Origin of the sequence: Beutenbergia cavernae DSM 12333, from assembly GCF_000023105.1 — a bacterium.
In the GTDB taxonomy this organism is placed as follows: Bacteria; Actinomycetota; Actinomycetes; order Actinomycetales; family Beutenbergiaceae; genus Beutenbergia; species Beutenbergia cavernae.
In genome coordinates, this window is the sequence record NC_012669.1 from 107,193 (window position 1) to 127,904 (window position 20,712).

Below are 20,712 nucleotides of genomic sequence, written 5' to 3' on the forward strand. Positions count from 1 at the left end.
TTGACGTGGTGAGAGTGCTCGCCAGACGGGCGAACCCGTCGCGACAGCACAACGGTGTTGGCCGATAGGAGTGAACGTGAGCACACGTCTCCCGACTGGATCCGTGTGGAGGAAGCGGGACTTGCACCGGCGCGAACAGGGGCCCTTCGCGAGCGCAACGCGGATCGGGTCCCGAAGCGTGCAGGATCGCTCATGAGCACAGAGACCGCAGCCGTCGCGGAGATCATGAGGATCCTGAGCCGATGCCCCCATCTTGAGGGCGTGCTCGCGTCTCACGACCGTGTTCCGCTGACCGATGGTCACATCGACGTCTACTCATCGCTTAGCAGGGCGAACAAGGACTGGCTCGGGCGGGTGAATGTACAGATCAAGGGTCGCGCGAGCAGGAAGGGGACGGCGGCTTCGTTCTCGCTAAAGCGAGAGGTGCTGGAGGCCCACCTTAGGAACGCCGGCGTGCTCTTGCTGTGCGTCGACGTTGATCAGAAACGGGCCAAGGCTACTCCTAGATACGCGGCACTGGTACCGTTCGAAATTCGCCGCATTCTGGCGTCGGCTCCGGAGAAGCAGAAGAGCGTCGCAATCCCACTTAGAAAGCTGCCCCGCCTTCCAGGTGCCGTCGAGCGCATCGTGGAGGTAATCCGCGTAGGCGCGCGGCAGAACCCATTCGCCACCACTGATCCTCGTCTGTTCGAGTCAATTAAGCATATTACAATCTCGACCGCCGAGGAGGTGGACTTCAATGTGCCGACGCGCCTGCGTCCAGGCGAGGGAGCGTTCGCAGTGGAGGTGACGACCGAGAACGGTTCCCAGGTGCCTCTCGACGGTGAGTTCGAAATCCTCCCTGAAGACTACGTCGCGCGTGAACGGGATGTCCGAGTAGTGGCAGGCAATGCGGCTTTCGACAGTTTCGTGGTTCAGAGAATCTCCTCCGACCAGACATGCGTAGCGCTAGGCGAAGGCCTATCCATCGTAATCCACGAAGGTGGCGAGGGGCGCGGCGTCGACATCAACATTACGTGCCCGAGCAACTTCGTCGCACGCAAGCGTGCTGTCGAGTTCATGGTCGGCATCTTTGACAATGGCGAGATCGCCTTGGGAGATCGAACTCTCACGCTGGGCGAGGTGCCGGCCAGCAAAGGCCCGGATATCGAAGAAATACGAGGGCACCTTGCGTTCCTGTGTCGCCTCCAGGAGGTATTCGACAAATTCCAATTCGACGGCGCACTCATCGACCTCGAGGGAATGACGGAGAGGGACATTGAGCATTTGGACGTGCTGTATCGCGTCTTCGTCGAGGGAGTCGCGCCTTGCAATACCAGCGGAGAGTCCGGACGTATGCTCGTAAACTTCGGCCCTTGGGCGGTAATGCTTGTGGCTGTGCGCGGCCATGAGCCCGGCACATGGCGCTTCATCGATCCGTTCGATCCGGCTTCGCCTCAGATGCTTCGGTGGGCTGCTCAGAATGATCGTGACGTGACAATCCCGGTCACCGCCTACGACATCGTCGAACCAGAGCACCTACCGAAGGTATTGAACCTCCGGCTCGACCTGATCGACGCGGCGTACGAACGCATCGCACACTCGGAAAGCACGGTGACCATCGCCAATCAGTGCGTGCGGGATCTCCTTAACTGCGCCGACTCTGGTGGTGCGCGCCAAGAGGAGTTTCTCCATGGTGCAGCGCGATTGAACGATTGGATCATTCGTAGGGATGGGGAACGCGATGTCCATCGGCTCAACCAGTGGCAGATCGCGTGGCGGAGGCATGGTCTCACCGACGTCGACCGGACTGAAATACGCCGAATGAAGCGAGCATCGGCGAATTCGCAAGACGAGATGGCAGTGCATCAGGAATTGGCGTGCGCTCTACTGCTCGGGGACAGGGAAGAATCCGAGTTCCTCGCAAATCAGCTGACGACCGCGCAACGCGATGTGATGGAAGGCTGGCCTATTTGGGAGCTTCGTCGGCATTTAGTCCGGACGTGACCGAGGAATCGTTGTCACAATGTCCAGTAGAAATAGGAATTGGATGGCGCCGCCCTGACGTCAGGCCGTCCTTTGACTACGCTCCTCGAGAATGTCGCCGACGAGTTCGCGATCGCTCACGGCTGCGCATTGGTCTGGTCGTGATGCTTTCAGCGATCCAGATCGATTCGATGAAGCCGTGGCGCATCGAGCCCATCGGTCCGGGGCAAGGTTAGGGTGAGTGTGAGGCTTCCCCCTGGCCGTTCGTGATGGCGAAGGCCTCTTGGGGGCGCGGCAGTTGGATTACACATCATCGACTTTGTCGCAGCCCCCGATGTTACAGCGCGTCCAGGCTGTTAGAGCCGGTACTGGACTCTTTGAGGTTGCGGCACTCGCCGATTCAGGTCGCGCAATTCGAGGCCACCACCCGCGTCGTGCGGACGACGACTGGGACTTCTGACTGGCGTGAGGACACCGGGCGTGGAAGATCCGTGCCCGTTGCGAGCACGGATCTTCCACGACGGCGGCGCCGGATCAGCCGGCTGGCGGCGCAGGCGGCTGCTGCGGCGGGACGCCGGGTGGCGTCGAGCCGGTCGAGCGCAGGACGCCGAGCCGCGCGCGGTACTCCTGCTCGTTGATGTCACCGCGGGCGAACCGGTCCGCGAGGACCTGCTCGGCCGACGGCGCCGCCGAACCGGCGGCGGGCGGACCCCAGGCCCACGGCGGGCCCCAGTGTCCGCGCGAACGGCGGCGCGCGAACGCCCAGATCAGCAGCCCGATCACGACGAGCCAGAACAGCGGGAAGATCCAGAAGAACGGGAACGGTCCACCCCAGTGGGTGGCGCCGTCCGCCAGGGCAGGCAATGCCTCGATGGACATCGCCATCACCTCCTCCGGGCCGGCGCCTCGGCGCAGACCCTCGACAACAGGACCCCTCCAGGCTCTCCGTTGGGCGACGCCGGGTCGTCACCCCGGCGATGATTCCCGCCTACCCCCGTGGTGCCGTCGCGAGCGGGTTCAGGAACCCCAGCCGGGCCGTACGAGCCCTGACTCGTAGGCCGCCACGACGAGCTGCGCGCGGTCCCGCGCGGCGAGCTTCGTCATGGTCCGCGACACGTGCGTCTTCACCGTCGACGGGCTGAGGAAGAGCTTCGCCGCGATCTCGTCGTTGGAGAGCCCCTCCGCCACCGTGACGAGCACCTCTCGCTCACGGTCGGTCAGGTGGTCGAGTCCCGGCACGGCCTTGACCGCGCGGGTGGACTCCGCGACCTGCGCCAGCAGCCGCCGCGTCACGGTGGGCGACAGGAGCGCGTCACCGGCGGCCGCGACCCGCACGGCGCGCACCAGCTCGGCGGGTTCCGTGTCCTTGACGAGGAACCCGCTCGCCCCTGCGCGGATCGCCTCGGCCACGTACTCGTCGAGCTCGAACGTGGTCACGACCACGATATGGGCGCCCGACGCGCGCGGATCGGCGACGATCCGCCGCGTCGCCTCCAGCCCGTCGAGCTTCGGCATGCGGATGTCCATGAGCACGACGTCGGGCCGGGTCTCCGCCGCGAGGCGCACCGCCTCAGCACCGTCGGCCGCCTCGGCGACGACCTCGACGTCGTCCTCCGCGTCCAGCAGCGACCGGAAGCCGCCGCGGATGAGCGCCTGGTCGTCGGCGATGAGCACCCTGATCATGACGTTCCCTCCCTCGCCGCCGCGTACGGGAGCCGCACGCGCACCGTGAATCCGCCGTCCGAGTCGGGTCCGGCCTCGACGGTCCCGCCCAGCTGCTCGACCCGCTCGCGCATGCCGCGCAGGCCCCAGCCGGCCGACGACCCAGGTGACGACTCTCCCGCAGCGGGCGGCCCGCCGTCGTGCACGGAGATCGTGAGCCCGGCCGTGTCGCCGGTGACGCGGACGCGCGCCGCACGAGCCGCGGAGTGGCGCCGCACGTTCGTCAGCCCCTCCTGCACCACCCGGTACGCGGCGCGCGAGACGGCGTCGGCCACCGCGACGCCGTCGGGAACCGTGAGCACGAGGTCGACGGCGATGCCGCCTGCGCGGGTGCGCTCGACGAGCGTGGGGATGGCGTCGAGGTCGGCGCCCGGTGCCCTGGCGCCCGCGTCCGCATCGCCGTCGGCGCGCAGGATCCCGATGAGCGAGCGCACCTCGTCGAGCGACTCGGTGCTCTGCGTGCGGATGTCGAGGAGGGCACGCCGCGCGAGGTCCGGGTCGCGGTCGAGCAGGTGCGCCGCGACGCCCGCCTGCACGGCGATGGCGGACAGCGAGTGGGCGAGGACGTCGTGGAGCTCCCGCGCGAGGCGGAGGCGTTCGTCCGCGAGCGACGTGCGTTCCTCCGCGGCGCGGAGAGCGCGCCGCGCCATGGCCCGGTCCCGCCACGTGCGCAGGAGCAGGCCCACGAGAACCGGGAGCCCGCCGAACGCCAGGGCGGCGCCGGCGGCGGACCACGTCGGTGCGCCGTCCTGGAGCGCCGCGATCACCACGAACCCGACGGCGTACGCGGCGGCCGACGCGTACGCCACCGGTGGTCGCCCGGTCGCCGTCGCGAGCGCGATCACGACGCCGGCGGCGAACAGGATCGGGCCGTGCGCGAATCCGAGCGCGAGGTAGCCGAGCGTGAGGGCGACGGCGAGCGGCGCCGCGATGTGCGGGCGGCGGGCCGCGAGGGGGAGGCACGCGACGACGGCGAGGACCAGCACCAGGGTGCCCAGGCCGAACGAGCGCTCGTCGGACTGGAACCGGTGGGCGCCCCAGGTGCCGGCCACGGTGAAGAACCCGAGCACCAGGGTCGGCACCGTGAGCCGCCGCGCCGGGAACGTCCGGTCGGGCGGCGCGGCCTGCGGAGGGACCATGCTCACGCCGTCACGGTAGACCGCGGGCCGCGGGACGGCGTCGTCCGGTGGTGCCGTGGTTCGTCATCCCCCGGTGCCGTTCGGGCGGCGTCCTCCATGGCATCCGATGCGCGGGAGGTGACCACTGGCCCCCGGAGCGTGACATCGTGGCCGAATGGCCACCTCGCTCCCGCTGTTCCCTGTGGACGGCGCCATGAACAACGCTCGCTGGTGCGACGCCGTCTGCACGGCGCTCGGGCTGCCGAGCTCGACGGGCCGGCGGGTGTGGTCTGCGGGTGGTCGTCCTCCGGCGGGATATCCCGACGCCGTCACGCTGGCCGCCGACGCGACGGTCCCCGAGGTGCTGGACGTGGTTGAGCCGGGCCCCGGCGCCACGGTCAAGGACTCGTTCGCCACGCTCGACCTCGCACCGCAGGGGTTCCACGTCCTGTTCGACGCGCACTGGATCGTCCGACGGTCGGCGCAGAGCGTGCCGACGCACTCGTGGGCGCGCGTGTCGAAGCCGGCGGCGCTCGCCGTCTGGGCGGAGGCTCACGGGGGCGGACCGACGTTCGCGCCGAGCCTCGTCGACCACCCCGACGTCCGGTTCCTCGCGCTCGTCGACGACGGCGCGGTGCGGGCGGGCGTGGTGCTCAGCACCTCGCCTGGCCGGAAGGGGACGGTGGTCGGTGTGTCGAACGTGTTCCACGTCGACGGCGATGTTGCAGCCGTGTGGGCGGACGTCGTCGCGCTCACGGGTCGTGCCTGGCCCGGCGCGCCGCTCGTCGGGTACGAGGCGGACGCCGATCTCGCGCCGGCCCTGGCTGCGGGGTTCGTGGCGGCGGGACCGCTGCGCGTCTGGGCGCGCTGACTCAGCCCGCGGCGTCGGCCCACTCCCGCACGGCGCGCACGGCGGTGGACAGTCGCTCCTTCTCGGCGGCGTCCAGCGTGGGGTTGGCCGCGCGCATCGCGAGAGCGCCCGCGAGGCCGAGCCGGGCATCGCCGTCGACCGCCGCGAGGAACGCCGCTCCCAGCGCCGGCACGGCCGCGAGGGCCGGGCCGGCCTGGGCCGCGAGCTCCGAGTCCGGCGGTGCCACCGCCACCTCCGCGAGGATGAGCGCCGTCATCGCGACGTCGAGGTCGGCGGTCCCGAGCCGCGCGTTCGCCCAGTCGATGAGCACGGGCCCACGCTCGGGGTCGAGCATGACGTTGTCCGGATGCAGATCGAGATGGACGACGACGTCGCCCGGCTCGCGCGGGCCGGCAGGTGCGGGCAGGGCGTGCAGCCGGTCGTGGAGGTCCGCGAGGAGGTGGGCGGCCTCGTCGGGCCGTGCGTCGCCGGCGACCAGCGCTCCGAGCATCGTCGGGCCCGCCACCCGGGCCATCACGAGGTCGGGTCCGTGCGCCTCGACCACCGCGGGCGCGGGGAACCCGTGCTCGGCGACGTGCGCCTGGATCTCGGCCTCACGCTCGGCGTCGTAGCCGTCGCGGTAGCGACGCAGCACGAGGCCGTCGCCCAGGTCGTAGACGTCGGCCGTGCGGCCGCGGCCGAGGAGGTTCGCGGCAGAGGCGAGGCGACCCGCTCCGCCACTCACCGCAGCACCTCGGCGAGCGCCGGCAGCGCCCGCGGGTCCGTCTGCACGATGAGCGTGGTGACGACGGTGGTGCGCCACTCCTCGAGCTGGGCGGCGACGTCGAGCGGCGTGCCGGCGAGCGCGACGTCGAGCACGAGGTCGGTCGGGACCGCGGCGGCCGCGGCCGCGCGATCGCCGGCCGCGTACAGCCGCGTGATCTTCTCGATCGGGTCCGCGTACCCGAGTCGCGCGATCGCGGCGCGGTGGAAGTTCGTGGCCGCCGAGCCCATGCCGCCGACGTACAGCGCGATCTGGGGCCGCAGCCGGTCGGCCGCCTCCTCCACGTCCCTGCCGAGGGCCACGGGTACGGACGCGCTCACCTCGAAGTGCTCGCGTCCGGCGAGGTGCGGGTCGCGGCGGGCGAAGCCGTCCTCGAGAGCCTCGGCGGCGTCCTCGTTGAGCCGCGGGGAGAAGAAGGCGGGCAGCCAGCCGTCGGCGATCTCGGCGGCGAGGGCCGTGTTCCGCGGACCCTGCGCCGCGAGGTGGATCGGCAGATCGGCGCGGAGCGGGTGCACCGTCGACCGCAGAGGTTTGCCCTCGCCGGTCGCACCGACGGCGTCGTCCGGCAGCGGCAGGGGATAGGCGGGACCGGGCGCCGTCACGGGGGCCTCGCGACGCAGCACGTCGCGCACGATCTTCAGGTACTCGCGGGTGCGGGCGAGCGGCCGGGCGTACGGCTGGCCGTACCAGCCCTCGACGACCTGCGGGCCGGACGCACCCAGGCCCAGGATGAAGCGGCCGCCCGAAAGGTGGTCGAGGGTGAGGGCGGCCATCGCCGTCGCCGTCGGGGTGCGGGCGGACATCTGCGCGATGCCGGTGCCGAGGCGCACGCGCTGCGTGGTCGATCCCCACCAGGCGAGCGGCGTGAAGGCGTCGGAGCCGTAGGCCTCCGCCGTCCACACGGAGTCGAGGCCGAGCTCGTCGGCCAGGCGGACGGCGTCCGCGGCCCCGGGTGGTGGGCCGGCGGACCAGTAGCCCGTGTGGAAGCCGAACCTCATCGCCTCGGGTCTCCTCGCCGTCGTCCCGCTCACCGTAGGTGATCAGCGTCGAGGTAGTACTGACCGGACGAGGTAGTAGTTCCGTGCCTCTACCTCATCCTTTCGGTTCTACCTCGACGTCTGCCCGCCCGCCGCGGAGCGCCTTGTTCTAGTAGAATACGAACATGTTGCGACTCGACACCGCGTCTGCGGTCCCGTTCGCCGACCAGATCGCTGCGCAGGTGCGGCACGGCCTCGTCACGGGAGAGCTGCGGCCCGGGTCACGCCTGCCGTCGGCGCGCGAGCTGGGCGCGATGCTCGACGTCAACCTCCACACCGTCCTGCGGGCCTACCAGCAGCTCCGGGACGAGGAGCTGCTCGAGCTCCGCCGCGGACGCGGCGCGACGATCCGCGCGGGAGCCGCGGTCGACCGGGCACGGCTCGGCGAGCTCGCTCGCGACCTGCTCGCCGAGGCGCGACGACTCGGGATGACGACCGACGCCGTCGTCGCCCTCGTCCGTGACGCCGCCCGCACCTCACCCTCGTCCTTCGGGAGGACTCCATGACCACGCCGGACCGCCCCGCCGCCCGCGTGCCCGAGGCCCGCGTGGTGCGGCCCGCGCCGTGGCGGCGGCCGCTCGCCCTGGGGCTGGTGTGGCTGCCGGTGGTGCTGCTCGCGGTCCTCGGCTCGGTGTGGTTGCCGCGCCTGCCGGACGTCACCGCGTCCCATTGGTCGGGCTCCGGCGCCGCGGACGGGTTCACGGCGTCGGTCCCGTTCTGGGCCTGGACGACGGCGGTCGCCGCGGCGATCGCCGCCGTCGCCACGATCGTGGCGTACGCCCGGCGGGTGCTGCCGTTCGTCGCGGTCTGGTGCGTGGTGGGCGGGGCGTTCGTGACGGCGCTCGCCGCGCTGCTGTGGACGGCGTCGGCCGCCGCGACTCTTCGGGCGCCGGGCCCGGAACAGGCGCTGCTCGGAGCCGGCGGCGTGGCTGCCCTGTTCGTGCCGTTCGCCTGGGCCGGGCTCGCGTTCCTCGCCCACGGCCGTCCCGCGGTCGTGCGCCCGGAGCCCGCGTCGATCGAGCCGCTGCCGCTCGCGGACACCGAGCGCGCCGCGTGGTCGACGACGCTCACGAGCCGGATGTTCCTGTACCTCGCGGCTGGAGTCGGCGTGCTCGGTGGACTGATGACGTTCTCCGCGGCGAACGGAAATCCGGAGACCAGAGGCATCTTCGTGCCTCTGGCGGTGCTCTTCGTCGGAGTCGCCTTCATGCTCCTTGTCCTGGCCAGGGTCCGCGTGAGCGTCGACGGCCGCGGCCTGCGCCTGACGTCGTGGCTCGGGTTCCCGGTCACGCGGATCCCGCTCGACGACGTCGCCGCCGCCCGGGCGGAGCAGCTCGAGCCGGGCGAGTGGGGTGGCTGGGGCTACCGATGGATGCCTGGGCGCACGGCGTTCGTGCTGCGGCGCGGGCCGGCGCTCGTCGTCGACCGGCGCGACGGGCGCCAGTTCGCCGTCACGCTGGACGACCCCGCCACGCCCGCCGCACTGCTGGAGCGCCTCCGCGCCGACGTGGCCTGAGCCTCCCGCGCCCATTCAGACCCGGGCGGTCGATTCAGACCTTCCGGCGGGTCTGAATCGACCGCTCGGGTCTGACTCGCGGTTCGTGGAACGACGCGGCGCGACGGAAAGCCTCTCGGGGTGCCTCGGAACGCCTCGGAGGGGTCCGAGGTTCAGGGTCAGGCGGGCAGCTGCGGCGCGACGTCAGCAGCGACGAGCTCGAGGTGCTCGAGGTCGGCGAGGTCGAGCACCTGGAGGTACACCCGCCCGGCACCCCACTCGCGGAGCTGCCCGAGGCGGTCCACCACCTCCGACACCGTGCCCGCGATCCCGTGCTCCCGCAGCTCGGCCGGCTCGCGCCCGATGGCGGCGGCACGCCGCGCGAACTCGGCCTCGGTGGCACCGGCGCACAGTACGAGCGCCGCCGAGTACACGAGCGACGACGGGTCGCGGCCGGCCTCGTCGCACGCCGCCCGCACCGCGTCGAAGCGCCGAGGGATGTCTGCGATCTCCGGGAACGACGTGTTGTACTCCGCGGCGAACCGCGCCGCGAGCGCCGGGGTCCGCTTCGGCCCGTTGCCGCCGACGATGATCGGCAGCGGCGACTGCACCGGCTTCGGGAGCGCCGGGGAGTCCACGAGCTGGTAGTGCTCGCCGGAGAAGGAGTACGTCTCGCCGACCGGCGTCGACCACAGGCCCGTGATGAGCTCGAGCTGCTCGGTGAGCAGCCCGAACCGCTTCGCGGGGAACGGGATGCCGTACGCGGCGTGCTCGCGCTCGAACCAGCCGGCGCCGAGGCCGAGCTCCACCCGCCCGCCGGACATCTGGTCCACCTGCGCCACCTGGATCGCGAGGACCCCGGGGTGCCGGAACGTGGCCGAGGTGACCATCGTCCCGAGCTTGATCCGCGACGTCTCGCGTGCGAGTCCGGCCAGGGCGGTCCACGAGTCGGTCGGCCCGGGCAGCCCGTCGCCGCCCATCGTGAGGTAGTGGTCCGACCGGAAGAACGCGTCGAAGCCGAGCCGCTCGGTGGCCTGCGCCACCGCGAGCTGGTCGTCGTAGGAGGCACCCTGCTGGGGTTCGGTGAAGATGCGCAGCTGCATGCGGCCAGCCTGCCAGAACCTGCCGACGCCGTGAGGCGCTGACAGACTGCGGCGATGACGGACGACGGCGGAGAGCAGGCGTCGCCGTCGTCACGCCGTCCCCGAGCGCTGGGCATCGTCGGCGGCACGCTCGTGCTCCTTGTCGTCACGGCAGGCGGGCTGCTCCGGCTGGACCAGCAGCGCTGGGCGCGGCTCGACGACGCCGCCAGCCGGGCGATCGGCGACGCCGACCCCGCGGTCGACACGGTCGCGGACGTGCTCTCCCAGGCGCTCGACGCGTTCGACTCCTGGCCGGGCTACCTGCTCATCGCGGCGATGCTCGGCGTGCTCGCTCTGCAGCGGCGCTGGTGGCACCTCGCCGCCGCCGCGTCGACTGCGCTCGGGGGCGTGATCACGTCGCAGCTGATCAAGCTGTGGGTGGACCGGCTGCGTCCCGAGGGCACGCAGGTCGACACCCACGACGCGTCGTTCCCGTCGGGGCACTCGACGCTCGCCGCGTGCTTCGTCGTCGTCGTCGGGATGTGTCTCGGCTCGGCCGCGCGCCGCTGGTGGTGGCCGACGGGTGGGCTCCTGCTCGTGGCCATGATGCTCAGTCGCGTGCACGTCCATGCGCACTGGCTCTCGGACACGATCGCCGGGGCACTGCTCGGGATCGGCGTGGGCATGGTGGTCTGGTGGGCGATGTACCCGCAGCTCGAGCGGGAGCTGTTGAGCGAGGAGCACCGGACGGACGTCGGTGCCCGGGCAGGAAAGAACCCGCGGGCCGCCGATCGATGATCGACCGTCGTGCTGGACGAGTGCACGACTCCCGCGGGTTCCGGTGACTGCCTGACATTCGCTCGGCCGGATGGCCCAGCGACGGCTCACCGTCCTGGGTTGCACCGCCTAGCGGGCAGCCACCTCACGCGTCCGGAAAGACTTCATGTTCCTGGACCACCTCCTTCCCGTGTACCGCCACGCTACGACGACGACGGCGCCCCGCGCCAGGGGTTTATCGAGGAGCGGAACCGGGAATGCGGCTCGCCTACGATCGCGGGATGGTCGACGTCGAGCCGGCAGGTCGTGCGTCGGAGGCGCTCCCCGCGTACGTGGCGGTGGCGGTGGCGGGTGTGCCGGAGGTGGACGTCGTCGCCGTCGCCCCGCTCGCCGGCGGCACGGGCGCTGCGACGGCCGACGTCGCCAGGGTCACGGCGCGGACGCCGGACGGACGTGAGCTGACGCTCGTGCGCAAGTCCGTGCGCCCGCTGCGGGCGGGCCGGCACGCCGAGGCCGCCCGAGCCCCCGAGCACTGGGCGTACTGGCGACGGGAGCCGCTCGCCTACGCGTCCGGCGTCCTCCCGTCCGGCCCGGGGCTGCGCGCCCCCCGCTGCTTCGGCGTCGAGACCGCCGCCGACACGCTGACGCTCTGGCTCGAGGACGTGGTCGGCCCAGAGGCGGAGCCGGTGGCGGCGGCGCGGGCGCTGGCGTCGTGGCAGGCGTCGGCACCGGTGCCCGACGTGCCGTGGCTGGGCGGGCACCAGCTCGCCCAGCGCCTCGCCGTCACGGACCTGGACTGGACCCAGGTGGACGCCGACCCGCGGGTGGCGCGCGTCTGGGCGGCCCGCCACGAGCTGATGGCGGCGCTCGACGGCGTCCCGTCGGTGCTGTCCCACGGCGACGCCGGGCTGGGCAACCTGCGGGAGGCGACCGGCGACGTCGTCGCGCTCGACTGGGGCACGTTCGGCGTGGCGCCGGTCGGATCGGACGCCGCCCACCTGGCGCTGAGCGCGCAGGCTGACGTGCTCGGTCCGTACGTCGACGCGCTCGACGGCACCTTCGCCGTCGACGACGTCCGGCGCGGCTACCGCACGACGCTCGCCCTGGTCGGCGCGAGCCGGGTCCACTGGATGCTCGCCGCCGGCGTATCGGTGCCCCGCGGCTACGTCGACCTGCTGTGGCGGCTGCGCCCCGACGGCGTCCGGTGACGCCGCCGCTCAGCGGTGCCTCTTCGCCTTCCAGTACCCGGTGAACGTGATGTGGTGCTTCGGCACGCCGGCGTGCACCCAGTGCCGGCGCAGCGCCGACGGCAGCGCCTGCTCGCCCACGACCCATCCGTAGAACGGCTCGTCGCCCAGCGGGAGTGCCTGGGCGGCGGCGAGGACGGCGCGGCCCGGCACGTCGTGCGGGTCGGTCCGCGCCACCCAGGTGACGACGACGCCGTCCGGCGCGTCGAGCGGCTGCGCGTCCGCCTCGGACGGGATCTCGACGAGCGCGTGCCCGCGGGAGCCCCGCGGCAGCGACGCGAGGATCCCGGCGACGGCGGGCAGCCCGGTCTCGTCGGCGACGATCAGCACGCGCTCGAGCCCCTCGGGCGGGGTGAAGGTGATGCCCTCGTCGATGATCGCGACGGCGTCGCCCACGGCGCACGACTCCGCCCACGAGGCGGCGGGCCCCGCCGTCCCGTCGGCGGCCGAGCCGTGCAGCACGAAGTCGACGTCGAGCTCGGGGCCGTCCGGGCCGTCGGCCCGATAGGCGCGCACCGTGTAGTTGCGCAGGACGGGGCGGGACGTCGCCGAGATCGCCAGGTACTTGAGGTAGGCGATCGTGTCGAGCTTGTTCGGCAGCCGCGCGAGGGAGTCCTGGGAGACCGGGATGAAGAGCCGGAACCACTGGTCGAAGCCGAGGTACCGGAACCGCGCCGCGTCACCGCCGCCGAGGGTCACGCGCACCAGGTGCGGGGACACGGTTGCCCGCCGCAGGACGTGGAGGGTGAGCAGCTCGCTGACCGCGGGCTTCACCCGCGCCGCGGCCGTGTTCGTGCGCGCCATGTCGTCCTCTGCGTCGTGGTGAGCCGTCGCCCGTCGGCGGCCCGGAGCGAAGGTAAGGCTAGCCTATGTAGCGTCCTCCTGGGAACGGACGATTCGCCGGCCCGAGCCGCGCCGGAGGATCTCCGCTCCGCACCCGTGTGCGCGGGTTAGCCTCGGCACCGGCGAGCGGTCGAGGAGAGGGGACGCCGTGCGAGCGGCTGGGGGGCGCGGCCCGCACATCGAGGGCCACGGCGCCGGCGCTGCCCTCCTCGTCGCCCTCGTGCTCGCCGTGGCGATCGCGTGCACCGCCCCGAGCGGCGATCCCGGTGCGCCGTCACCCGACGGTCTCGTCCGCGCCGACGCCCTGGCGGCGCTGGACCCGTCCAGCGTTCCCGGGCTCGAGTCGTCCACCGAGTCCTCCACGGATCCCGACCACACCGTCGCGATCTCGACGGTCGTCGCTCCCGGCCTCGACGATCTGAACGCGCTCACGACGGCGTTCGTCGAACGCTGGCGGCCGCTCGGGGCGGCCGGGACCGACCTCGACGTCGGCTGGAACGTCGCTCTCGCGGTCCGGTCGGTGCTCGCGCTCCGCGTCCACGCCGCCCTCGAGGTCGGGTCGGCCGACGCCGTGCGCGGTGCGGCCACGTTCTACGCGGACGCCACCCGGGGCGCCGCCTGGTCCGGCCGGGAGCTCTTCACCGACGACGGCGCCAGCTCGCTGGCCGAGGCGCTCGCCGCCGCCGAGCTGCGCGCCGCGACCCGCGCGCCGGGAGCGCCGGCGCCGAGCATCACACCGACGTCGTCGCCGTACCCGGACGACCTGCCCGGCACCGGCGTCCTCGACGACGTCGCGTTCGACGCGCGCGGTGACCTGCTCGTCACCCGGCCGGACGCCGACGGCTGGCTCACGTGGAAGGTGCCGGCCGACGTCGCGTCGCCGTGGCTCAGCGACGCCGGCCGGATCGTGCGCGGATCGGTGCGCTCGGGCGGGACGTTCGTGGGGCTGCCGGGCCAGGCGGCCGCGCCCGCCCCGTCCGACGGCCCGCTCGCCGTCCCGCTCGTGCCGCCGCCGCGGCCGCCGGACCCACCCGCGGGACCGGACTGCGCCGTCGTCCGCTGCCTCGCCCTCACGTTCGACGACGGCCCCGGCCCGCACACGCAGCGCCTGCTCGACGAGCTGGCCGCCGCCGGGGTGCCGGCGACGTTCTTCCTCGTGGGGCAGAACGCGGCGAGCCGCCCGGAGCTCGTGGCCGCCATCGCGGCGGCGGGCCACCAGATCGGCAACCACACCTGGAACCATCCCGACCTGACGGGCCTCGACGCCGCGAGCGTCCGCGATCAGCTGGACCGGACGGCGTCGGCGATCCGGGACGCGTCGGGCGTCACGGCGCCGCTCGTCCGGCCGCCGTACGGGGCCATCGACGACGACGTGCGGGCGGTCCTCGCGCAGCGCGGCTCACCGGCCGTGCTGTGGAGCGTCGACACGGAGGACTGGCGCCACCGCGACGCGGCCGAGACGACCCGGCGCGCCGTCGAGCAGGCCGAACCGGGCGCCGTCGTCCTCCTGCACGACATCCACCCGAGCACGGTCGAGGCCGTCCCCGGGATCGTGCAGCAGCTCACGGATGCCGGGTACACGTTCGTCACCGTCAGCCAGCTGTTCGCCGGCCAGACACTCGAGGCCGGGCACGGGTACTCACAGCGCGCGGCAGGATAGGGGCATGGTTGCTTCCGTCCTCGCCGTCACCGGCGGCTACGTCCTGCCCGTCTCCGCACCCGCCATCGACGGCGGCACGGTCGTCGTGACCGACGGCGTGATCACCGCCGTCGGCGGCTCCGACACCCCCGTGCCCGACGGCGCCACGGTGGTGGACGCGACCGGCAAGTGGGTGCTGCCCGGGTTCGTCGAGTCGCACGGCCACCTCGGGGTGCACGAGGAGGGCGAGGGCTGGTCGGGCAACGACACGAACGAGATGACCGACCCGAACGGCGCCCGCTTCCGCGCCCTGGACGGCATCGACATCGAGGACGAGGGCTTCCGCGACGCCCTGCTCGGCGGGGTGACGTCGGCGGTCATCAAGCCGGGGTCGGGCAACCCGATCGGCGGCCGCACCGTGGCGATCAAGACGTGGGGCGGGCGCACCGTCGACGAGCAGGTGATCGCGGCCGACGTCTCCGTGAAGTCCGCCCTGGGTGAGAACCCGAAGCGCGTGTACGGCGACAAGAAGGTGACGCCGTCCACCCGGCTCGGCGTCGCGGCGGTGCTGCGCGAGGCGTTCGTCGCCGCCCGGAACTACGCGGAGAAGCGCGCCGCGGCGGCGACCAAGGGCGAGCCGTTCGAGCGGAACCTCACGCACGAGACGCTCGCGGCGGTGCTCGACGGCGACCTGGTCTGGGACCAGCACTGCCACCGGCACGACGACATCGCGACGGCGATCCGACTCTCCGAGGAGTTCGGCTACCGCCTGGTCATCAACCACGGCACCGAGGGCCACAAGATCGCCGACGTGCTGGCCGAGAAGGACATCCCGGTGATCTTCGGCCCGATGCTGACGTCGCGGTCGAAGGTCGAGCTGCGTGACCGCGCGATCCGCAACCTCGCTCTCATCGCCGCCGCCGGCGTCCGCGTCGCGATCACCACCGACCACCCGGTCATCCCGATCAACTTCCTCGTGCACCAGGCGTCGTTCGCGGTGAAGGAGGGCCTGCCGCGGGAGACGGCGTTCGAGGCCCTGACCGTCAACCCGGCGGCGTTCCTCGACCTCGACGAGCGGATCGGTGCGCTCGAGGCGGGCCGCGACGGCGACGTCGTCGTCTGGTCGGGAGACCCGCTCGACATCACCTCGCGCGCCGAGCAGGTGTTCATCGACGGGCGTGCGGCGCTCGTCACGGGCGACGACGGCGTCCCGCACGTCGTGGAGCGGCACGAGCGGTTCTCCCACTGACGATGAGCACCGGGTCCGCGCCGTTCCGGGTGCTCGTGGTCTGCACGGGGAACATCTGCCGCTCGCCGATGGCCGAGGTAGTGCTCGGCGAGCGCTTCGCCGACGCCGGGCTGGACGGACGCGTGGTCGTGGACTCCGCCGGCATCAGCGACGGGGAGCGCGGCAACCCGATCGACCGGCGGGCGCGCGCCGTGCTGGCGGAGCACGGCTACCCGGTGCCGTCCCGCGAGGCGCGGCAGGTCACGCCGTCCGACGTCGCCGAGCCCGACCTTCTGCTGGCCATGACGGACGCGCACGCGCGCGCCCTGCGGCGGCTCGGCGCTCGTGAGGACCAGGTGCGGCTGTACCGGTCGTTCGAGCCAGACGCCGGTGAGGCACCGCTCGACGTCCCCGACCCGTGGTACGGCGACCGGGAGGACTTCGAGGAGTGCCTCGCGACGGTCGAGGCCGGGGCGCCGGGCATCGTCGCGTACGTGCAGGAGCGGGTCGGCGGATGACGACGGCGCGAGGCAACCATTCGCCGTCGTCGTACGTTGGGATCCCCGGGTGCCCCCGCGCCCGACTCGCAGGCCGACGACAGGAGCGCCCATGAAGTGCCCGATCGACGACTCGCCGCTCGTGATGACCGAGCGCTCGGGCATCGAGATCGACTACTGCCCGACGTGCCGTGGCGTCTGGCTCGACAGGGGCGAGCTCGACAAGATCATCGAGCGCGCCGCGCCCGGTGCCGGGACGAGCCTCCCGCCGCCCGTGCCCGATCCGGCCGCCCCCGGCCCGGGACCGGGACCCAGCCCGGCCGCGCCGCGGTACGAGGAACCGTACGACCGGCCCTACGACCAGCCCGGGTACGAACCGCGCTTCGACGGTCGTGGCTACGACCGCGGCTACGACCAGCGCGGCTACGGCGAGTCCTACGACCCCCGGCGCGACCCCCGCTCGCAGGACCCGCGCTACCGGCGCAAGAAGAAGCGTGGCGGCTTCCTCGAGGACCTGTTCGACTTCGACTGAGCAGAGCCCCCGGAGCGACGGACGACCGCGGGAGGATCCAGGGCACTGAGTCAGCCCTGCGCGGCCATCCACTCCCGCACGCGCCGGTCGGCCTCCTCGTCGGAGACGTCCTCGACGCGCGTCATGATCGACCACCGGATCCCGAACGGGTCGCGGATCGAGGCGAACCGGTCGCCCGTGACGAACGTGGACGGCTGCTCGCGCACCGTGGCTCCGGCGCGTGCCGCGGCCTCGGTGACGGCGTCGCAGTCCGGCACGTAGATCGCGAGGGAGAACGTGACGGCGTCGTCGCCGGACGGGGCGACGATCCCGTACGCGGGGTTCGGGTCGCCGAGCTGGAGACGCCCGTCGCCGACCTGCAGCTCGGCGTGCGCGATCGTCCCGTCGGGCGCGGCTGCCCGGGCGATCTCGTGCGCTCCGAACACGTCGGTGTAGAACGCGACGGCCGCCGCGGCGCCGTCCACGCACAGGAACGGCGTGATGGTGGAGTACCCGGCGGGGCGGTAGGGGACGGCGTCGGAGCTGGCTTCAGTGGTCATGTCGGCCAGCGTGCCTACGCTGCACCCGTGGCCGATTGGACGAACGCGACACGCTTCAGCGGGGCCGGCCCCCGGCCGTCGAGCGTGCCGGCGGACGGGCGCGGCGCCCTCGTCCACCCGCATCAGCTGCAGCGCGTGCTGCACCGCGCCGTCCTCCCCGTGATCGATCCTCGGCTCGCGCCCTACGTCGAGCACTTCTGGTCGGTGGCGTGGCAGCGGCACGGCGAGGCGCCCGCCACGAGCGAGGTCATCACGCGCCCCGTCTGCCACCTCACGTTCGAGAACGGCGTGGCCGACGACGGCGGCCCGCTCGTGCGGCACGGCGTCACCATGCCCGCGGCGGTCGTCACGACCGTCTGGACCAGACGCTTCGTGGTGGACCTCGACGGCGAGGGGCGGGCGTTCGGCGTCGGGTTTCGCCCCGGCGGGCTCGCGGCGCTGGCGGGCCGCGAGCTGCTCGCCGACCTGACGCTGCCCGCGGACGACGTGTTGCCGGGTGCGGCCGCGCTCCTGCCGCGCGTGCTCGCCGAGGACGACGACGCGGCGCGTCACGCCGTCGTCGAGGGCTGGCTGGTGGGCCTCGCGGCGGAGCCCGACCCGGCGTACCTGGACGCGGTCGCGCTCATCGAGAGGGTGTGGACCGACAGCTCGATCGTCCGGGTCGAGCAGATCGGCGAGGTCGCGGGCCTGTCCGCGCGGAGCGTGCAGCGGATGTTCCGCCGGTACGTCGGGGTGGGCCCGAAGTGGGTGCTCGTGCGGGCGCGTCTCCGGGACGCCGCCGCGCGGCTGGACGGCGAGGGCGAGGCGTCCGTGTCGCTCGCGGACCTCGCCGCCGAGCTCGGCTGGGCCGATCAGTCGCATCTCGTGCGTGACTTCCGCCGGCAGCTCGGGACCACGCCGGGGCGGTACGCGCGCGATGCGCGGGCCGCGCCGACCACCTGAGCGAGCGGGCGCCGTCGTCGTCGAGATTCAGGCGTCGCGGCTCGCCCCGCCGCCGACGGGCGGCAGCGACGACCACGGGAACATGATCCAGCGGTCGGTCTCGCGCCAGCTGTAGTCCGGCTGGATCACCGACTGCGGCTTCGTGTACAGGACGGCGGATCGTGCCTCCGCGCCGTGGGAGCGCATCAGGTCCATGACGAGGGCGAGCGTGCGGCCGGAGTCGGCGACGTCGTCGACCACGAGCGCGCGGCGACCTGCGAGGTGCGACGTGTCCATGAGCGGCGGCAGCACGACCGGGTCCGGGAGCGTCTCGCCGACGGCCGTGTAGAACTCGACGTTGAGCGTGCCCATGGCCTTCGTGTCGAGCGCGTACGCGACGGCGCCCGCGGGCACGAGACCGCCGCGGGCGACGGCGATGACGACGTCGGGCGTCCAGCCGTCGTCGAGCACGGCGCGCGCGAGGGCGCGGGCGGCGTGCCCGAACTCCGGCCAGGTGAGGACCTCGCGGTCGGGATGGTCGTCGGGCGTCGGGAAGCTCTCCACGGCGTCAGCGTAGGTGCAGCGGGCCGTGTCCCCCGTCGCCGCACAACCGTCCTAGGCTCGTGCCTCGTGCAGTCATCCACGAAGCAGGCACTCATCGTCCGCGGCGGCTGGGACGGGCACAGCCCCGTCGCCACCACCGACCTCGCCGCCGCCGCCCTGACCGACCACGGGTACGCCGTCGTCGTCTCCGACACGCTCGACGCCTATCTCGACGCCGACGCGCTCGCGGCCACGGACCTGATCGTCCAGTGCTGGACGATGGGCGAGATCACCGGCGACCAGGTCGCCGGCCTGCGCGCCGCCGTCGCCGCCGGTACCGGGCTCGCGGGCTGGCACGGCGGGATCGCCGACGCCTTCCGCGCGACGCCGGAGTACCTCCAGCTGGTCGGCGGGCAGTTCGTCGCGCACCCGGGCGGCATCGTCGACCACAGCATCGAGGTCGCGCCGGAGCGGGCGGACCACCCGATCGTGGCCGGCTTCACGTCCGTCGCGCTGACGACGGAGCAGTACTGGGTGCTGAGCGACGCCCGCAACGACGTGCTCGCGACGACGACGCTCGCGCCGTCGCCCGGCGGGGAGTGGACGGAGCCGTTCGTCTCGCCGGCCGTGTGGACGCGCACGTGGGGTGCCGGCCGGGTGTTCGTGTGCACGGCCGGCCACCAGCTCGGCGACCTCGAGACCCCCGAGATCGCCGGGATCGTGGAGCGCGGCATGCTGTGGGCGTCCCGGTGAGCGAGGGCACGGCGGCGGCTCCCGTGCCGTGGACGACGGCGTCCCTCGCCTCCCCGCTGCGGGTCGGCATCGTGGGGGCCGGCGCGATCCACCGCGCGTACACGCAGACCATGGCGAGGATGCCGGACGTGGCGATCGTCGCCGTCGCCGACCTCGATCCGGCGCGCGCCGCGGCCAGCGCCGCCGAGCATCCCGGGGTGCGCGCCTCGGGGGTGGACGAGCTGCTGGCGGCGGACGACGTCGACCTCGTCCTCAACCTCACGATCCCGGCGGCGCACGCCGAGGTGGCGTTGCGCGCGCTCGCGGCCGGCAAGCACGTGTACGGGGAGAAGCCGCTCGCGGCGAGCGTCGCGTCCGCGCACGCGATGGTCGACGCCGCCGCCGGAGCCGGCCGGGTGCTCACCTGCGCGCCCGACACGGTGCTCGGCACCGGGACGCAGACGGCGCGGCACGCGATCGCCGCCGGGACGATCGGGCGGCCGACGTCGGCGACGGCGTTCTTCACGGCGCCCGGGCACGAGCTGTGGCACCCGGACCCGGACTTCTACTACGCGCCGGGCGGCGGCCCGCTGCTCGACATGGGCCCGTACTACGTGACGGCGCTCGTCCACCTGCTCGGCCCGGTGACGAGCGTCGTCGGCGCCGCGAACCGGGCACGCGCGGAGCGCACCATCGGCAGCGGCGCGCGGGCCGGCGTGACGGTCCCCGTCGACGTGGACACCCACGTGACCGGCGTGCTGGAGCACGCGAGCGGCGCCCTGTCCACGCTCGTCATGAGCTTCGACACCTGGCGCGCCGACCTGCCGAACCTGCTCGTCCACGGCACGTCGGGCTCGCTGTCGGTGCCGGACCCGAACGGGCACGGCGGCGACGTGCGCGTCGCGGGTCCGGCGACGGACCGCGAGTGGGTCGAGGTGCCGCCGGCCGCCGGGTACGTCGGCGCCGGGCGCGGGATCGGCGTCCTGGACGCGGCGCGCGCCCTCGCGGCAGGGACCACGCCTCGGGCGAGCGACGCCGTCGCCCTCCACGTGCTCGACGTGATGGCGACGCTGCTGCAGGCGGCCCAGGGCGGCGGGCGGGCGGACGTGAGCACGACGTGCGAGGTGCCGCCGCTCGTGCCGTTGACGCCCGTCGGCTGAC

General features: G+C 73.0%; 22 protein-coding genes. 13 read left to right on the forward strand and 9 right to left on the reverse strand.

Features of this window, described 5'->3' with window-relative positions:
* Positions 1-192 precede the first annotated feature (192 nt).
* A complete protein-coding gene (locus BCAV_RS00510) occupies positions 193-1,986 on the forward strand; it encodes a hypothetical protein (protein ID WP_012725145.1) in 1,794 nt (597 codons plus the stop codon).
* A 513-nt stretch (positions 1,987-2,499) separates the two neighbouring features.
* On the opposite strand, the gene BCAV_RS00515 is transcribed toward BCAV_RS00510, so the two are convergent.
* From BCAV_RS00515 to BCAV_RS00525, 3 genes are all read right to left on the reverse strand, one after another.
* Entirely contained in the window at positions 2,500-2,844 is a 345-nt protein-coding gene (locus BCAV_RS00515) for an SHOCT domain-containing protein (RefSeq protein WP_012725146.1), read from the reverse strand.
* Positions 2,845-2,982: 138 nt separating this feature from the next.
* Positions 2,983-3,648, reverse strand: coding sequence for a response regulator (locus tag BCAV_RS00520; protein WP_012725147.1), 666 nt, complete (start codon positions 3,646-3,648; stop codon positions 2,983-2,985).
* Entirely contained in the window at positions 3,645-4,826 is a 1,182-nt protein-coding gene (locus BCAV_RS00525) for a sensor histidine kinase (RefSeq protein WP_012725148.1), read from the reverse strand. The genes BCAV_RS00520 and BCAV_RS00525 overlap by 4 nt, the downstream gene beginning before the upstream one ends.
* A gap of 154 nt (positions 4,827-4,980) precedes the next feature.
* On the opposite strand from BCAV_RS00525, the gene BCAV_RS00530 reads away from it, so the two are divergent.
* Positions 4,981-5,676 carry a hypothetical protein gene (locus BCAV_RS00530; RefSeq protein ID WP_012725149.1) on the forward strand — a complete coding sequence of 232 codons (696 nt, stop codon included), beginning with the start codon at positions 4,981-4,983 and terminating at the stop codon, positions 5,674-5,676.
* A 1-nt stretch (position 5,677) separates the two neighbouring features.
* Here BCAV_RS00530 and BCAV_RS00535 read toward each other — a convergent pair whose 3' ends face one another.
* Positions 5,678-6,400 (reverse strand): phosphotransferase, encoded by a 723-nt coding sequence (locus BCAV_RS00535; protein ID WP_012725150.1) that lies wholly within the window; start codon positions 6,398-6,400, stop codon positions 5,678-5,680.
* Positions 6,397-7,437, reverse strand: a complete 1,041-nt coding sequence (locus BCAV_RS00540; protein WP_012725151.1) for an LLM class F420-dependent oxidoreductase — start codon at positions 7,435-7,437, stop codon at positions 6,397-6,399. Before BCAV_RS00540 ends, BCAV_RS00535 begins: the two co-directional genes overlap by 4 nt.
* A 164-nt stretch (positions 7,438-7,601) precedes the next feature.
* On the opposite strand from BCAV_RS00540, the gene BCAV_RS00545 reads away from it, so the two are divergent.
* Together BCAV_RS00545 and BCAV_RS00550 are read left to right on the forward strand one after the other, a co-directional pair.
* A complete protein-coding gene (locus BCAV_RS00545) occupies positions 7,602-7,982 on the forward strand; it encodes a GntR family transcriptional regulator (protein WP_012725152.1) in 381 nt (126 codons plus the stop codon).
* The gene (locus BCAV_RS00550) at positions 7,979-8,992 is read left to right on the forward strand and encodes a hypothetical protein (RefSeq protein ID WP_012725153.1); all 1,014 of its coding nucleotides are present in this window, start codon (positions 7,979-7,981) and stop codon (positions 8,990-8,992) included. Before BCAV_RS00545 ends, BCAV_RS00550 begins: the two co-directional genes overlap by 4 nt.
* A gap of 158 nt (positions 8,993-9,150) precedes the next feature.
* On the opposite strand, the gene BCAV_RS00555 is transcribed toward BCAV_RS00550, so the two are convergent.
* Positions 9,151-10,074, reverse strand: a complete 924-nt coding sequence (locus BCAV_RS00555; RefSeq protein WP_012725154.1) for an LLM class F420-dependent oxidoreductase — start codon at positions 10,072-10,074, stop codon at positions 9,151-9,153.
* 54 nt (positions 10,075-10,128) lie between these two features.
* On the opposite strand from BCAV_RS00555, the gene BCAV_RS21285 reads away from it, so the two are divergent.
* Together BCAV_RS21285 and BCAV_RS00565 are read left to right on the forward strand one after the other, a co-directional pair.
* Complete coding sequence (locus tag BCAV_RS21285; protein ID WP_012725155.1) at positions 10,129-10,851, forward strand: phosphatase PAP2 family protein; 723 nt, start codon at positions 10,129-10,131, stop codon at positions 10,849-10,851.
* 260 nt (positions 10,852-11,111) lie between these two features.
* Positions 11,112-12,038 carry an aminoglycoside phosphotransferase family protein gene (locus BCAV_RS00565; RefSeq protein WP_222836664.1) on the forward strand — a complete coding sequence of 309 codons (927 nt, stop codon included), beginning with the start codon at positions 11,112-11,114 and terminating at the stop codon, positions 12,036-12,038.
* Between the two features lie 9 nt (positions 12,039-12,047).
* Here the strand turns inward: BCAV_RS00565 and BCAV_RS00570 are convergent, their stop codons facing one another.
* Positions 12,048-12,881, reverse strand: coding sequence for a siderophore-interacting protein (locus tag BCAV_RS00570; RefSeq protein WP_012725157.1), 834 nt, complete (start codon positions 12,879-12,881; stop codon positions 12,048-12,050).
* 187 nt (positions 12,882-13,068) lie between these two features.
* On the opposite strand from BCAV_RS00570, the gene BCAV_RS23100 reads away from it, so the two are divergent.
* The 4 genes from BCAV_RS23100 (at position 13,069) to BCAV_RS00590 (ending at position 16,816) form a co-directional block, all read left to right on the forward strand.
* Positions 13,069-14,580, forward strand: coding sequence for a polysaccharide deacetylase family protein (locus BCAV_RS23100; protein ID WP_012725158.1), 1,512 nt, complete (start codon positions 13,069-13,071; stop codon positions 14,578-14,580).
* Between the two features lie 4 nt (positions 14,581-14,584).
* Complete coding sequence (locus tag BCAV_RS00580) at positions 14,585-15,808, forward strand: amidohydrolase (protein WP_012725159.1); 1,224 nt, start codon at positions 14,585-14,587, stop codon at positions 15,806-15,808.
* 2 nt (positions 15,809-15,810) lie between these two features.
* Complete coding sequence (locus tag BCAV_RS00585; RefSeq protein ID WP_012725160.1) at positions 15,811-16,305, forward strand: low molecular weight protein-tyrosine-phosphatase; 495 nt, start codon at positions 15,811-15,813, stop codon at positions 16,303-16,305.
* Positions 16,306-16,396: 91 nt separating this feature from the next.
* A complete protein-coding gene (locus BCAV_RS00590) occupies positions 16,397-16,816 on the forward strand; it encodes a TFIIB-type zinc ribbon-containing protein (RefSeq protein WP_012725161.1) in 420 nt (139 codons plus the stop codon).
* Positions 16,817-16,866: 50 nt separating this feature from the next.
* On the opposite strand, the gene BCAV_RS00595 is transcribed toward BCAV_RS00590, so the two are convergent.
* On the reverse strand, positions 16,867-17,355 hold the full coding sequence (locus tag BCAV_RS00595; RefSeq protein ID WP_012725162.1) for a VOC family protein: 489 nt from the start codon (positions 17,353-17,355) through the stop codon (positions 16,867-16,869).
* A gap of 27 nt (positions 17,356-17,382) precedes the next feature.
* On the opposite strand from BCAV_RS00595, the gene BCAV_RS00600 reads away from it, so the two are divergent.
* Positions 17,383-18,297, forward strand: a complete 915-nt coding sequence (locus tag BCAV_RS00600) for a helix-turn-helix domain-containing protein (RefSeq protein ID WP_050761533.1) — start codon at positions 17,383-17,385, stop codon at positions 18,295-18,297.
* A 27-nt stretch (positions 18,298-18,324) separates the two neighbouring features.
* Here BCAV_RS00600 and BCAV_RS00605 read toward each other — a convergent pair whose 3' ends face one another.
* Positions 18,325-18,840 (reverse strand): phosphoribosyltransferase, encoded by a 516-nt coding sequence (locus BCAV_RS00605; RefSeq protein WP_012725164.1) that lies wholly within the window; start codon positions 18,838-18,840, stop codon positions 18,325-18,327.
* A 66-nt stretch (positions 18,841-18,906) separates the two neighbouring features.
* Here BCAV_RS00605 and BCAV_RS00610 point away from each other — a divergent pair, with 66 nt between their 5' ends.
* Both BCAV_RS00610 and BCAV_RS00615 read left to right on the forward strand, forming a co-directional pair.
* Positions 18,907-19,572: a ThuA domain-containing protein gene (locus BCAV_RS00610; protein WP_012725165.1), complete on the forward strand. Its 666-nt coding sequence runs from the start codon at positions 18,907-18,909 to the stop codon at positions 19,570-19,572.
* Positions 19,569-20,711, forward strand: coding sequence for a Gfo/Idh/MocA family protein (locus BCAV_RS00615; protein ID WP_012725166.1), 1,143 nt, complete (start codon positions 19,569-19,571; stop codon positions 20,709-20,711). Before BCAV_RS00610 ends, BCAV_RS00615 begins: the two co-directional genes overlap by 4 nt.
* Position 20,712: the final 1 nt, after the last annotated feature.

Excerpts from the sequence above, each read along its gene's own strand:
- BCAV_RS00510 (WP_012725145.1), top strand. The coding sequence starts at position 193 with ATGAGCACAGAGACCGCAGCCGTCGCGGAGATCATGAGGATCCTGAGC.
- BCAV_RS00515 (WP_012725146.1), bottom strand. The coding sequence starts at position 2,844 with ATGTCCATCGAGGCATTGCCTGCCCTGGCGGACGGCGCCACCCACTGG.
- BCAV_RS00520 (WP_012725147.1), bottom strand. The coding sequence starts at position 3,648 with ATGATCAGGGTGCTCATCGCCGACGACCAGGCGCTCATCCGCGGCGGC.
- BCAV_RS00525 (WP_012725148.1), bottom strand. The coding sequence starts at position 4,826 with ATGGTCCCTCCGCAGGCCGCGCCGCCCGACCGGACGTTCCCGGCGCGG.
- BCAV_RS00530 (WP_012725149.1), top strand. The coding sequence starts at position 4,981 with ATGGCCACCTCGCTCCCGCTGTTCCCTGTGGACGGCGCCATGAACAAC.
- BCAV_RS00540 (WP_012725151.1), bottom strand. The coding sequence starts at position 7,437 with ATGAGGTTCGGCTTCCACACGGGCTACTGGTCCGCCGGCCCACCACCC.
- BCAV_RS00545 (WP_012725152.1), top strand. The coding sequence starts at position 7,602 with ATGTTGCGACTCGACACCGCGTCTGCGGTCCCGTTCGCCGACCAGATC.
- BCAV_RS00550 (WP_012725153.1), top strand. The coding sequence starts at position 7,979 with ATGACCACGCCGGACCGCCCCGCCGCCCGCGTGCCCGAGGCCCGCGTG.
- BCAV_RS00555 (WP_012725154.1), bottom strand. The coding sequence starts at position 10,074 with ATGCAGCTGCGCATCTTCACCGAACCCCAGCAGGGTGCCTCCTACGAC.
- BCAV_RS21285 (WP_012725155.1), top strand. The coding sequence starts at position 10,129 with ATGACGGACGACGGCGGAGAGCAGGCGTCGCCGTCGTCACGCCGTCCC.
- BCAV_RS00565 (WP_222836664.1), top strand. The coding sequence starts at position 11,112 with ATGGTCGACGTCGAGCCGGCAGGTCGTGCGTCGGAGGCGCTCCCCGCG.
- BCAV_RS00570 (WP_012725157.1), bottom strand. The coding sequence starts at position 12,881 with ATGGCGCGCACGAACACGGCCGCGGCGCGGGTGAAGCCCGCGGTCAGC.
- BCAV_RS00580 (WP_012725159.1), top strand. The coding sequence starts at position 14,585 with ATGGTTGCTTCCGTCCTCGCCGTCACCGGCGGCTACGTCCTGCCCGTC.
- BCAV_RS00585 (WP_012725160.1), top strand. The coding sequence starts at position 15,811 with ATGAGCACCGGGTCCGCGCCGTTCCGGGTGCTCGTGGTCTGCACGGGG.
- BCAV_RS00590 (WP_012725161.1), top strand. The coding sequence starts at position 16,397 with ATGAAGTGCCCGATCGACGACTCGCCGCTCGTGATGACCGAGCGCTCG.
- BCAV_RS00595 (WP_012725162.1), bottom strand. The coding sequence starts at position 17,355 with ATGACCACTGAAGCCAGCTCCGACGCCGTCCCCTACCGCCCCGCCGGG.